Origin of the sequence: Streptomyces sp. NPDC059452, from assembly GCF_042750035.1 — a bacterium.
In the GTDB taxonomy this organism is placed as follows: Bacteria; Actinomycetota; Actinomycetes; order Streptomycetales; family Streptomycetaceae; genus Streptomyces.
This window is the reverse complement of record NZ_JBHYVE010000003.1, coordinates 66,415-79,079: the sequence shown is the minus strand read 5'-3', so window position 1 is coordinate 79,079 and position 12,665 is coordinate 66,415. Positions and strand designations below refer to the sequence as shown.

The window sequence follows — 12,665 nt, the reverse complement described above, 5'->3', positions numbered from 1 at the left end:
TGCTTTCCGGTGGTGCTCACGTACTCAGCCGATCTTCACGTTCTTGTCGATGGTGACCTGGTCGATGTCCGACGTCCGTACCGTCACGTCGACCTTCCACTCCCCCGCCATCGGAATCTGCACACCGCTCGCCGACCAGTGCCCCTCGGCGAGCCGGTCGGGCACGACCGGCAGCGGGCCGATCTCCTGCGCCTCCAGGGTGAGGGCCACCTTCAGCTCGGGGACGTCCATCGGCTTGCCGTCGCTGCCGTCGATCCACACATGGAGCTCGTTGGAGCCGGTGCGCCCGGGGTCGATGTCGATCCGGACGGTGCCCTTGCCGTTCTGGCCGCCCGTGTCGAAGGGCATGCTCAGGTTGACGGGGCCGGTGGCGGCGGGAGCGTTCGAGGCGGCGGACGTGCCCGCGGCCTCCACCTCCGTACGGCCCGGTTCGGTCGACGTCAGCACCGTGGTGACGGCCAGCAGGACCACGGCGATCGCCGCCTCGGCCAGGACCGAGCGGCGCAGCCCGGAACGCTCCGGGTCGGCGTCCCGTATCCGCTTCTTCTTCGTCGCGGTCAGGACGGCCCGCTGACGGGCCAGTTGGGCGGCGCGCTCGGGGTCGACATCGTCCGGGGCGGCCACCGGATCGGGCGCCTCCCCAGCAGCCTCGCCGGGCGCGGTGTCCGTCAGCCGCCCCGTCCACCGCCGCGAGAACCACGCCACGGCGAGCAGGACCGCGATCAGCGCCACCTTGAGGATCAGCAGCTGCCCGTACCGCGTCCCGGTCAGCGCCGACCAGGAGCCGACCTGCCGCCACGACTGGTAGATCCCGGTCGCCGCGAGGACGACGACGCTCCCGAACGCGACCCGGGAGAACCGCCGTACGGCCGCGCTCCCGATGTCCGGCGTCCGGTACAGCGCCACCAGGAGCGCGACCAGACCGCCGAGCCAGGCGGCGACGGCCAGCAGGTGCAGGACGTCCACCGGCATGGCGATCGCCGTCTGGATCCCGGTCGAGGCGTGCTCGGACATGGCCCAGGTGGCGGCGATGCCCGCCGCGACGACGGTGCCGCCGACGGCCAGCCCGAAGGTGAGGTCCTTCTTCTCGACCGCGTCCTCGCGCCGGGCGTACGTACCGAACAGGACGGCGATGAACAGGGCGGCCGCGCCGAGCAGCAGCAGCCGCGAGACGAGGGCGGCGCCCGGCTTGGTGTCCAGGACGGCCTGGAGCCCGTTCAGGTCGAAGGCGTCGGCGAACTTCCCGCTGCCGGTGTACGGGTTGCGCAGCAGCAGCATGGCCAGGGTCGCCGCGGTCAGGGTGATCCAGCCGCGCACCACGAGCCGCTGCATCGGCCGCACCCTCGCCCCGCCGGGCCAGCAGCCCAGGACGAAGGCGGCGCCGCCCACGAGCAGGACGAACCCGGCGTACGCGGCGTACCGCGCGATGCCGTAGACCGTGCCGACCGGGCCGCCGCCGACCTCCTCGGAGGGCAGGGCCACGGTGGTCTCGGAGGGGGCGCCGACGGAGAACGTGAAGGCGCCGGAGATCGGGTGGCTGTCGGCGGAGATCGCCTGCCAGGCCACCGTGTAGGTGCCGTCCGGGAGGCCGGGGTGGAGGTCGACGCCGTACCGGACGGTGGAGCCGTCGGACAGGTCCTTCGGCTCGGCGCCGGTGTCGACGCGCTTGCTGCTGGGGTCGAGGACCCGGATCGAACCGTCGCCGACGGCGATCGCCTCGGAGAAGGTGAGGGTGACCTCCTTGGGCGCGGTGGCGACCACCGCCCCGTCCTGCGGGTCGCTCCCGGTCAGGGCGGCGTGCGCGGACGCCGGGCCCGCGCCGGCCAGCAGCAGCCCGAACACCAGGCTGCACAGGGCGGCGACGAGCGCGACGGCGGCGAACGGCCGCCGTACCGGGGACGGCTGCCGCATCCGGGACGTCCGCCGTACCGGAAACGGCCGCTGTATCGGCGACGGCCGAAGGCGCGGGGCGGTGGCAGTCATCACGATCACTCCCTCAGTGCTTCTTCGGGTTGTGGGTGGTTTCCTTCACCGGCAGGTCGACCGTGATGGGGTCGGCCTTCTCGAAGTGCAGCTCGACGGAGACCTTGTCGCCCTTCTTGGGCTGCTGCTTGAGCTTCATGAACATGATGTGGTTGCCGCCGCGTTCGAGATCGAGCTCGCCGTTTGCCGGCACCTCGAACGACGAGACCTCGCGCATCTTCTGGTTCTTCGTCTCGTGGATCGTGACGTCGTCGGAGAGCGGGCTGGTCACCGAGGTGAGCCGGTCGGTGGCGGACCCGCTGTTCTGTACGACGAGGAAGGCGGCCGCCATGTCGCTCACCGGCTGCGGCATGAACGCGTCGACGACCTTCAGTTCGGGCTCGCTGTCCGTGGAGCACCCCGTCAGCGCCAGCCCCGTGGTGAGGGCGAGGACGGCGGCGAGGGTCGTGCGGCGGTTCACGGGTTCTCCCCCTTGATCAGCTTGGGGAGGTCCTTGGCGTACTCCTCGGCGGTGGTGTTCTCGCCGTACAGCACGTATCCGCCGTCCGTCTTCGGCGAGAAGGCGACGACCTGGGCCCCGTGCATCGAGACGACAGTGCCGTCCTTCTGCTTCTCCGGCGCGTCGATGCCGATGCCGATCTGCCGCGCCCCCGCCTGGATGGTGGGGAAGTCGCCGGTGAGGCCGGTGAAGGTGGGGTCCTGGGCCTTGAGCCACTTGCCGAGCGAGGCGGGGGTGTCGCGCTCGGGGTCGGTGGTGACGAAGACGACCTGGAGCTTGTCCTGGTCGGCCTTGGGCAGGTCCCGCTTGGCGATGGAGATGTTGCTCATGGTCAGCGGGCAGACGTCGGGGCACTGGGTGTAGCCGAAGTAGATGAGCGTCGGCTTGCCCTTGGTCGCCTCGCGGAGGTCGTACTCCTTGCCCTGGGTGTCGGTGAGTACGAGGTTCGGCTTGGTGAACGGCTGGTCGAGGACGGTCGCGGCCTTGGTCTTCGGCTCGGCGCTCACGTCGGCGATGGCCGAGGAGTCCTTCTTGCCGTCGTCGGTGCCGCAGGCGGAGAGGGCCAGTGCGGCCGCGGCGGCGAACGCCACGGCCGTCACTGCTGTTCTGTTGCGCATGAAAGAGGTGTCCTGAATGTGGTGCGGGTGATGGACCGGCGGGCCGGGCCGTACGCGTAGGCCGTACGGCCCGGCCCGGCCGGATCAGGCCGTGCGGCGGCGTCCGGCGAGCACGCCGAACGCGATGCCCGCGGCGCCGATGACGATGCCGATGATGCCCAGGGTGCGGGCCGTGGTGTCGCTGGAGGAGGACGCGGCGTGCGTGTCCTTCTTGTCGCCCTCGGCCGACGCGGCCTTGTCGTGGCCCTTCTCATCGGCCTTCTCGTCGGCCTTGTGGTCGTCGTCGCCGCTCTTGTCGGCCGTGCCGCCGCCGTGGTGGTCGTCGGTCGCGGCGGACAGCTTCAGGACCGGGGCCGGGCTGTCGGGCTCTTCGCCGTTGGCCGTGGGCTCCTCGATCCAGCGGACGACCTCCTTGTTGTCGTACGTCTGGATGGCCTTGAAGATCAGCTGGTCGGCGTTCTCGGGAAGCTGCCCGACGGAGACCGGGAACTGCTGGAAGTAGCCGGGCGCGATCTCGGAGCCGTCGGCGGTCCAGGTCACCTTGGTGACGGCCTCGGTGATCTTCCGGCCGTGCACCTCCAGGGGCTTGTCGAGCTTGCCCTTGGTGATGGCGATCTTCCAGCCCGGAACGGCCTCGGGGGTGACGGAGGAGAGCGGGTGGTCGGCCGGGAAGTTCACTTCGAGCTTGACCGTGGAGGCCTGGTCCCGCTCGTTGGGGACCTTGAAGTTGAGGGTGGCGTAACCGCCCTTGGCGGCCTCGCCCTGCGGCTGGACGCTGACGTGCGCGGCGGCGGGACCGGCGAGCAGCAGGACGGTGGACGCGGCGACGCCGGCGGCGATGGCGATACGGGAGGCGCTGGTGATGTTCTTGGCGCTCATGGCAGGAATCACTCCACAGAAGGTGAGGAACACGGTGGTCCGGCGCGCGGGTGCGCGACGGCAGCACGACACCTTGTCCGGTCCGAGAGGATTCCGGTCCCGCCCATGGCGGAGCCGCTCAGGAACAGGGGAGGACGGCCCGTCCCGGCGGTGGTGGTCCGTTCAGGGCGGGGCGCAGGTGTCGCGTCAGGCTGCGAGGGCGTACGGGGCCGGGGGCCCGCGCCTGATCACCAGGTGGTGGAGAGGATCCCCGGTGGCCGGTGCCGGGTCGTCATCGGCCGTACGCAGGGCGCGCGGGCCGTACGCGAGCTGCTCGCGCGCTCCGGCACGCAGGGCGCGTACGAGCGCGAGCGCGGCGCGCAGGGAGCGCAGCCGGGTGGTGGCCGCGAGCTCCTGGGCGCCGTACGCGGAGAGCTGTGCCAGCCGGAACAGGGCGGCCTCGCCGCGCCGCAGCAGCCAGCCTGCGGCGAGCGCGGCCAGCAGGTGCGCCAGGAACATCGGCAGCCCAGGCAGCAGCGCGATCACCGCGGTGTACGAGGACGCCAGGCCCGAACCACCGTCCGGAGCCGCCGCGACGGCCGCTCCCGCCGTCCCCGCGGCTTCCGCCGCGCCGGTCGCCCCGGTCGCTCCCGCCGACGACGCGAGGTGGCCGTGGCCCTGCGAGAGCGTCGAGGGGTCTATGCCCGCCGAGGTGACGATGCGGTGGGCGTCGGCGGCGTCGATCTGCCCCGGTCCGGCCCCGCACACGAGCCCGGCGGCGAAGCGGATCAGGGGGTTCTCGCCGCTGCCCGCCGGGGCGGAGGCGGCGACGGCCTGCGCGCTGCCGTGGCTGCCGTAGGCGAAGAGGATGTGCAGGGCGACCTGTCCGCCCGCCAGCGCGCCCGCGATCGACGGCAGGGAGCGTTCCCGTCCGGCGAGGGCCGAGGCGACGGCGAGGACGCCGAGGAAGCCGGCGAGCAGGGTCCACGCGGGGACCGGAGCACCGGCGGCGAACGTGTGCCCGGCCGCGGACAGCACGACGCAGACCGCGGTGAACACCGCGGCCCTCATGAGCCGCAGACCGGCTCCGGCGTGTGCGACAGGCGTGGACATGGCCGGGACATCATCGCACTGCGCACCCCTTCGCGGTACGGCAGGTCCGGAACATCAGCCTCCGTCCGCAAGCGTGCTTGTTGCGGCTGTTGGCGGGGGATGTACGGACTGTGGACGCGCCGCTTCCGGAACCCGCGGGGGCCACCCGGCGGAGGCCATACACCGGTGCGCGGAATATCCGCATCCGCCGAATGAGGGCTCTCACAGCCGATCCGTGCTTACGAAGTGCGTCGGGCGGCAATACGTATCGGTACGTCGAGCCGCGGCCAGGAGGCTGGAGCATGAGCATCTGGTGGTCACTCCATTTGCGGCGCGAAGCCGCGAGCGTTCCGCTCGCCCGTCGTTTTCTGCTCGGCACCATGGAAACCGCGGGGGTGGATCCGGACATCTCCTTCGACCTGTCGGTCGCGCTCAGCGAAGCCTGTGCCAATGCCGTCGAACACGGCGGCGACCGGACGGGCCTCGTGGAGCAGGGGGATCCCGGAGCCGGAAGGCCCCCGGCGGACTCCGGGCAGTACCGGGTCACGGCCTATCTGGACGGCGAGAAATGCCGTATCGAGGTGGCCGACTCGGGGCCGGGCTTTCCCGCCCGCCGCGAGCTTCGCCCAGCCGCGCATGCTCCCTGCGTCGCCGAGAGCGGCCGCGGGCTGGACCTCATCGAGCAGCTCGCCGACCACGTCCAGTTCGGCAACCGGCCGGGCCGGGGCGCGGTGGTGAGCTTCGACAAGGTCCTGAAATGGCGGGAGGGCGCGCTGCTCATGGTGTGAGCGGCGCGCCCTCCGAGGCAGGGACTGAGGGTCAGCCCTTCAGCCGGGCCATCCAGGCCTCGACCTCGTCGGACCGGCGGGGCAGCTTGTCGGAGAGGTTCCGGTTGCCGTCCTCGGTGACGAGGATGTCGTCCTCGATCCGGACGCCGATGCCCCGGTACTCCTCGGGCACGGTCAGATCGTCGGTCTGGAAGTACAGACCCGGCTCCACGGTCAGGCAGACGCCCGGCTCCAGGACGCTGTCGACGTACGCCTCGGTCCGCGCCACGGCGCAGTCGTGGACGTCCATGCCGAGCATGTGGCCGGTGCCGTGCAGGGTCCAGCGGCGCTGGAGGCCCAGCTCCAGGACCTTGTCCACGGACAGGTCGCCGAGCAGGCCCCACTCGACGAGCTTCTCGGCGAGCACGCGCTGCGCGGCGTCGTGGAAGTCGCGGTAGGCGGCACCGGGCTTCACGGCGGCGATGCCCGCCTCCTGGGCCTCGTACACCGCGTCGTAGATCTTGCGCTGGAGCGGCGAGAAGGTGCCGTTGATCGGCAGGGTGCGCGTCACGTCGGCGGTGTAGAGCTCGTTGGTCTCCACGCCCGCGTCCAGGAGCAGCAGCTCGCCCGCGCGGACGGCACCGTCGTTGCGGACCCAGTGCAGGGTGGTGGCGTGCGGACCGGCGGCGCAGATGGAGCCGTAACCGATGTCGTTGCCCTCGATGCGGGCGCGCAGGAAGAACGTGCCCTCGATGTAGCGCTCGCTGGTCGCCTCGGCCTTGTCCAGGATCCTGACGACGTCCTCGAAGCCGCGCGCGGTGGCGTCGCAGGCCTTCTGGAGCTCGGCGATCTCGAAGGCGTCCTTCACCAGGCGCGCTTCGGAGAGGTGGACGCGCAGTTCCTCGTCGCGCTCCGCGGTGACCTTGTCGGTGAGGGCGGCTTCGATGGAGGCGTCGTGACCGCGCACGGTGCGGACCGGGCCGGTGGCCCCGGCCAGCGCGGCGGCGAGCTCGCGGACGTCCTTCGCGGGGATGCCCAGCAGCTGTTCGGCCTCGGTGAGTGAGTGGCGGCGGCCGACCCACAGCTCGCCCTGGCCGTCGAGCCAGAACTCGCCGTTCTCCCGGTCGGAGCGGGGCAGCAGGTAGAGCGTGGCCTCGTGGCCGCTCTCGCCGGCCGGCTCCAGGACGAGGACGCCGTCCTGGGTCTGGTCACCGGTGAGGTACGCGTACTCGGTGGAGGCGCGGAAGGCGTACTCGGTGTCGTTGGAGCGGGTCTTCAGGTTGCCCGCGGGGATGACCAGCCGCTCGCCGGGGAAGCGGGCGGAGAGCGCGGCGCGCCGGGCGGCCGTGTTCGCGGCCTGGGCGATCGGTTCGAGGTCGCGGAGCTCGGTGTCGGCCCAGCCCGACTTCATGTTCTCGGCAAGCTCGTCGGAGACACCCGGGTACAGGCCGTTCTTCCGCTGCTTGATCGGCTCTGCGGCCTCGTTCTCTTCGGTCTCCTGCTCCGGGGTCTCCGGAATGAGCTCCTCAGACACGATGTGACTCTCCTTGATACGACGCTGGACCACCACCCATCGTACGGGCGTACGGCAGGGGGCCCAGGGCCGAAAGACCTGTTACCGAGGAGGTGGGAGGGGTCAGTCGAAGTGCGCCGCGAGGATCACCACGTCCTCCGTGGAGTCGCTCCGGTCGAGCCCGTCGGGCAGCATCGTGCGCAGTACGTGGTCGGCGACGGCGGCCGGGTCGTGCCGCCCCTCCTTCGGTACCGAGGCGGCGGCCGAGTGCAGCCGGGCGAAGGCCCGGTCCATCGCGTCACCGGTACGGCGCAGCAGGCCGTCCGTGTAGAGGAGCACCGTTTCTCCCGGCGCGGGGGAGAACTCCACGCTCGGCGCCTCCCAGCAGGCGAGCATCCCCAGCGGGGCGGAGAGCGTGGTCTCGACGAACTCGCAGCGCCGCTCGCCGAGCACCAGCGGCGGGGTGTGCCCGGCCCCGGCGAGCACGACCTTGCGGGCGGCGGGCTCGCAGTAGGCGAAGAGGGCGGTGGCGGTCCGCGCGGGCTCGGTCAGCCGCAGCAGCAGCTCCAGATCGGAGAGTACGGCGACGGGGTCCTCGCCCTCCATGACGGCGTACGCCCGCAGACTGGCCCGCAGCCGGCCCATCGCGGCCATCGCGCTCGGCCCCGATCCGCCCACCGAGCCGACCGCGAGCCCGAGCGCGTGGTCGGGGAGCGGCAGGGCGTCGTACCAGTCGCCGCCGCCCCGGGGCCCGGTCCGGTGCCGTGCGGCCAGCTGTACACCGGGGACGCGGGGCAGTCGGCTGGGCAGCAGCTCCTCCGCGACGGTGGCGACATCGGCGCGGGCCCGCTCCAGCTCGGCCAGCCGGGCCAGGTGCTCGGTGGCGTACCGGGCGTACAGGCCGACGAGGTGGCGCTGCTTCTCCGAGGGTTCCCCGGGCTCGTCGTAGAGCCAGACGGCGGCGCCGAGCCGTCCGGCCGCCTCGGAGGCGAGGGGCAGGGCGTAACTGGCGGCGTACCCGAGCCGGGTGGCGACCTCGCGGTGGCGGGGGTCCAGGTCCTTGTCGCCGAGCAGGTCGGGGCTGGCGATCCCGTCCGCGGTGTCCGGCCGCCCGTCGAGGACGCGGCCCAGCGCGGTGGCGGTGCGCGGCACGGTCTCGATGTGCCCGAGATCGGCGTGGGTGAGGCCGAGGCCGACGGTGGTGGACGAGCTCGCGCCGTCCGCGGGTTCCAGTACGAGGAGTCCGCGGCGGGCGCCGACGAGGGCGGCTCCGGCGTGCAGGAGCTCGTCCAGGGCTCCTTCGAGGGTGGAGGTCCCGGCCAGCCGCTCGGTGAGTTCGTGCAGGGTGGTGAGATCCGACACCCAGCCCGCGAGCCGGTCCTGGATGAAGGCTCCGGGCGCTGCCGGGACCTCCCTCAGAGGTGCGGCAGTGTGCGTTGAAACCGGAACTTCTGGATTGATTCCAGCCACTTTCGGCAGGTGTGGGGCGCTCATGGCAGCCAGCTTTCATGCCGGTGCGATTCGTCGAATAGCATCGCAAACCCCCATGTGATTCTGCGCCACTATCAATGCATCCACATGTACACGCACAAGTAACCCGATGTCCAGCATTGTCCCCTGGAGGCTCGCCGGATTCGCGCCCCTCCAGTGTCGGTCAACTTGGCCGAAAATTGCACCCTCCGGCAGCTATTTGCGGTCGACTGGCACAGCTCAACACGGGGTGCCTCCGGGATGAAATCCCAGGGGCGGCGTCATTCCGGGCAGGCTGGGTACGTAATCGACGATGCTCAGGGCAGTCGCTTCGGGGCGGACGCCCAAGGGTGGCGGATGCTCAGGGGCGGATGTGATCGCCCAGGAACAGGAACCTGACAGCGGGTCCGGACGTCCTTCCCCGTGACGGTCGCGATCAGTGACGGTCATGCCTCCGCCCCACGCGACCGGACCCGGGCCGGCAGGCACGAGGCGTCCGTGGCGGGCGCTCCCGGCTCCACCCAGATCTGTTCCCAGCTCCACCCCAGATCTGTTCCCATCGGATCGGTTCCACTCGGCTCGGCTCGGCTCACGCTCGGTATCGACGGCACGATCGAAGGCACGCCCGTACCGCAGAACCTGATGAGCACGTACGCACAGCGAAGAGACAGACGCGCGGTGCCACCCACGCGCGGTGTCATGTGGACTCGGCGTTCAACGGAAAGGAACGAGCGCTCATGCGCGAGATCCTCGGAAGGCGACGCAGGCTCCGGCTCCGGCGCAAGGAGGGTGCCGCCCGGCTCGACGCGGCCCTGACCTTCGCCACCCGATGGCAGTGGCCCGTGCTCCCCGGAGCCGGGACCGCGCCGGCCGCCCTGCGCGACGGGCGTGGCCTCGGCTGCGCCTGTCCGGACCCCGACTGCGCCGTACCCGGCGCGCACCCCTTCGACCCCGGACTGCTGGCGGCCACCACGGACGAGCGCATGGTGCGCTGGTGGTGGACCAACCGTCCCACCGCCCCGGTGATGCTGGCGACCGGCGGCCGGGCGCCCTGCGCGGTGAGCCTGCCCGCCCTGGCCGGTGCGAGAGCGCTGACGGCCCTCGACCGCATGGGCATGCGGCTGGGCCCCGTCGTGGCGACGCCCACGCGGTGGTCGCTGCTGGTGGCCCCGTACACGCTGGAACGGCTCGGCGAGCTCCTGTACAGCAAGGACTGGGTGCCCAGCTCACTCCGGTTCCACGGGGAGGGCGGCTACCTCGTCCTGCCGCCCTCCGAGATCGGCGCGGGCCAGGTGCGCTGGGAGCGGGCCCCGCTGCCGGCTCCCCCGGCGCTCTCCGCCCCGGCCCCGGCCCCGGTCTTCCGCCGGACGGCGAGGGGCGGCGGCGCCCCGGTGGGGACGGCGCCCTGGCTCCCGGACGTGGAGGCGGTCCTGGACGCCTTGGTCGAGGCGAGCACGAGCGCTCCGGACGGCGGCAGCAGACTCGCGTACTGACGGTTGGGTGGTTGGACGACCGGGTGGCCGGGGGACTGACGGGCGGCCGTGCGGACCGGCGGCCGGGTGGATGGCAGGGTTCCGGCTCACTCGTACGGGTGTGAGCCGGGCCGGATCCGCGGTAAACGGGTGCCGGACGCCCCGGCCGTGCGCCCCGCGTCGATATCGTCGCCCCATTACCCGCGCGGTCGGCAAGGGGGGCGCACCATGAATCTCCGCATGATCGGTCTTACGGCTGTCGTGGTGTGCGGATGCCTGATTCCGATCGTTGCTTCTGCGGATTCCGCAGATTCCGCAGATTCCGCGAGGTCTCCGGATTCTCCAGATTCTCTATATTCCGTATCAACTGAAAAAGAAGAACGGCAATCTGCGGACAGTTCATCAGAAAGCTTTTCCGGCCTGCTTTCTGATGAACTGTCCGCAGCCGGATCCGACGCCGCGGCCCGGTGCGGCCCCGAGCTGGTCGCGCCGGAGGGGATCGAGGCGCAGACCTGCGTCATGACCGGGGGCGGCGAGACCTGGGCGCGCGCCTACCACCGCAACACCTCCGGCGCCGAACTCCGTTCCGTACTCACGCTGATGGGTCCGGGCGGCCGGACCGTGGAGCTGCACTGCGTACTGGCCGCCCACGACGAGCCGGGCAGCTGCGAGACCCCGCGAGCTCCCTCGGCGGGCGGTCCCGGTACGTACACGGCGGTGGCGGAGTACGCGGGCGCGGGGCCGGTCGAGGAGGCGCCGCTGCTGCTGCGCGCAGGATCGGATCGTGCGCCGGGCGCATCGGACTGAGTCCGGGAGTTCGGAGGCGAGGGGCTCCGGAGGCGAAGGGCTCCGGGGGCCGGACGGTACGGGCCGCAGCCGGAAACGAAGACGCCCGGTCGCTGGCGACGGGGGATGCACCAGCGACCGGGCTTCTAGAACGGTAACAAGAGATCTGCCGTTCGCAAATTCGATCTCGCCTATGGGGACGGCGATTTACTTGTGAGTACGGTGAGTTGTGACACGGGTCACCAACTCGGGGCGGGTCCCGTCAGGGTCGTGAGCGGGGCCCGTCGGGGTCAGCTGAGCGTCACCTGGCGGTTGGTGAGGCCACCGCGGGCGCGACGCTCCTCGGCGGTGAGCGGGGCGTCGGAGGCGAGCGCCGCGGCCAGCCGTTCGGCGAACGCGGCGGCGGGCTTCTCGCACGCCTCGGCGCCCATCGAGCTCGGCAGGTCCCAGACGGGGACGACCAGACCGTGCGCCCGGAAGGAGCCGACCAGGCGGGTGTCGTCGCCGAGCGAGGAGGTCCCGGCGGCGTGCAGCCGGGCCAGCGCGTCGAGGAGCTGCTCCTCGGGGTGCGGCATGACCCAGCGCAGGTGGTTCTTCTCCGGGGTCTCGCACCAGTACGCGGCGTCGACGCCGGAGAGCAGCACCGTCGGGATCGCGGCGGCGTTCGCGCGCTCCAGGGAGGCGGACACCTCGGGCGTGGCGTTCTCCGCGTCGGGCACCCAGAACTCGAACCCGGTGTGGACGACCGGCTCGAACGCGGCGTCCGGGTCGAGCAGATCCTGGAGGCGCGGCCCGTCGGCCGGTACGCGGCGGGCGGTGACCGGGTTGCCGGGCTCGACCTCCAAGGCGCGCTGGAGGGTGTCCGCGAGGTCGCGGCTGAGGTCGCCGGAGGAGGTGTCGTTCTGGAGGGCGAGGAGGACGGAACCGTCGTCGCGGCGCAGGGCGGGCCAGGCCATCGGCAGCACGGTCGCGAGCGTCACCGACGGAACGCCCTCGGGCAGCCCGCCCTTCAGCGTCAGCCCGACCGTGGCGGCGGGCACCAGCTCGCGCAGGGCGACCCAGTCGCACTCGCCGGCCAGTCCCTCGAACGGGCGGTGGACGAGCTCGGTCACGGCCTGGGCGGCGGCGCGTCCGTGACACGCCTTGTAGCGACGGCCCGAACCGCACGGGCAGGGCTCACGGGCCCCGACGACCGGGATCTCACCGTCCTTGAGCTGCTGCTTCCCGGCCTTGGTCTGAGGGCGCTTCTTGGCCATGGTGGGCATTCTCCCGATTGCGACAGTGCGGTCTCGGCGCGAGCCTAGCCGCCCAGGAGGCCACCTCCGCACACCTGGCCCTGCCACAGCCTCCGTCGACGTCCGGGGCCTTCGAGGGCGAGTGGCCCTCAGCTCCCGCGCCCTTCGGCTGCCGCGTCCTTCAACTCCCGAGTCCTTCGGCTGCCGTGTGCTTCGGCTCGCGCGCCCTTCAGCTCACGTGTGCTTCAGCTTCTGCTCAGGCCCGCGTCGCCTTGGAGTCCATGCTGCTTTGGAGACCGGGCCGCCCTGGAGACCGGGCCGCCCTCAGGGTGGCCTCGGGCTGGCCTCGCCCTCGGGCTGGGCCTAGGGCCTT

The 12,665-nt window shown here is 71.8% G+C and carries 11 protein-coding genes; 3 read left to right on the top strand and 8 right to left on the bottom strand.

Translation table 11 applies throughout. The annotated features are described in order from the left end of the window. Positions 1-24: 24 nt before the first annotated feature. From ACFW9Z_RS05685 to ACFW9Z_RS05665, 5 genes are all read right to left on the bottom strand, one after another. Entirely contained in the window at positions 25-1,983 is a 1,959-nt protein-coding gene (locus tag ACFW9Z_RS05685; RefSeq protein ID WP_384634861.1) for a copper resistance CopC/CopD family protein, read from the bottom strand. Positions 1,984-1,996: 13 nt separating this feature from the next. Then, a complete protein-coding gene (locus ACFW9Z_RS05680; RefSeq protein ID WP_384634858.1) occupies positions 1,997-2,443 on the bottom strand; it encodes a copper chaperone PCu(A)C in 447 nt (148 codons plus the stop codon). Next, a complete protein-coding gene (locus ACFW9Z_RS05675; protein WP_384634855.1) occupies positions 2,440-3,099 on the bottom strand; it encodes an SCO family protein in 660 nt (219 codons plus the stop codon). Before ACFW9Z_RS05675 ends, ACFW9Z_RS05680 begins: the two co-directional genes overlap by 4 nt. 84 nt (positions 3,100-3,183) lie before the next feature. Then, positions 3,184-3,978, bottom strand: coding sequence for a YcnI family protein (locus tag ACFW9Z_RS05670; RefSeq protein ID WP_384634852.1), 795 nt, complete (start codon positions 3,976-3,978; stop codon positions 3,184-3,186). A gap of 186 nt (positions 3,979-4,164) precedes the next feature. Then, on the bottom strand, positions 4,165-5,070 hold the full coding sequence (locus ACFW9Z_RS05665) for a hypothetical protein (protein WP_384634849.1): 906 nt from the start codon (positions 5,068-5,070) through the stop codon (positions 4,165-4,167). 281 nt (positions 5,071-5,351) lie between these two features. On the opposite strand from ACFW9Z_RS05665, the gene ACFW9Z_RS05660 reads away from it, so the two are divergent. Next, positions 5,352-5,837, top strand: a complete 486-nt coding sequence (locus ACFW9Z_RS05660; protein ID WP_384634846.1) for an ATP-binding protein — start codon at positions 5,352-5,354, stop codon at positions 5,835-5,837. A 31-nt stretch (positions 5,838-5,868) separates the two neighbouring features. On the opposite strand, the gene ACFW9Z_RS05655 is transcribed toward ACFW9Z_RS05660, so the two are convergent. Together ACFW9Z_RS05655 and ACFW9Z_RS05650 are read right to left on the bottom strand one after the other, a co-directional pair. Beyond that, positions 5,869-7,350 carry an aminopeptidase P family protein gene (locus ACFW9Z_RS05655; RefSeq protein ID WP_384634843.1) on the bottom strand — a complete coding sequence of 494 codons (1,482 nt, stop codon included), beginning with the start codon at positions 7,348-7,350 and terminating at the stop codon, positions 5,869-5,871. Positions 7,351-7,452: 102 nt separating this feature from the next. Beyond that, a complete protein-coding gene (locus ACFW9Z_RS05650; RefSeq protein ID WP_384634840.1) occupies positions 7,453-8,823 on the bottom strand; it encodes a PP2C family protein-serine/threonine phosphatase in 1,371 nt (456 codons plus the stop codon). 713 nt (positions 8,824-9,536) lie between these two features. On the opposite strand from ACFW9Z_RS05650, the gene ACFW9Z_RS05645 reads away from it, so the two are divergent. Then, a complete protein-coding gene (locus ACFW9Z_RS05645) occupies positions 9,537-10,292 on the top strand; it encodes a bifunctional DNA primase/polymerase (RefSeq protein ID WP_384634838.1) in 756 nt (251 codons plus the stop codon). Positions 10,293-10,790: 498 nt separating this feature from the next. Beyond that, positions 10,791-11,078, top strand: a complete 288-nt coding sequence (locus ACFW9Z_RS05640; protein ID WP_384634835.1) for a hypothetical protein — start codon at positions 10,791-10,793, stop codon at positions 11,076-11,078. A gap of 269 nt (positions 11,079-11,347) precedes the next feature. Here the strand turns inward: ACFW9Z_RS05640 and ACFW9Z_RS05635 are convergent, their stop codons facing one another. Continuing rightward, on the bottom strand, positions 11,348-12,313 hold the full coding sequence (locus ACFW9Z_RS05635) for a DUF5926 family protein (RefSeq protein ID WP_384634832.1): 966 nt from the start codon (positions 12,311-12,313) through the stop codon (positions 11,348-11,350). Positions 12,314-12,665: the final 352 nt, after the last annotated feature.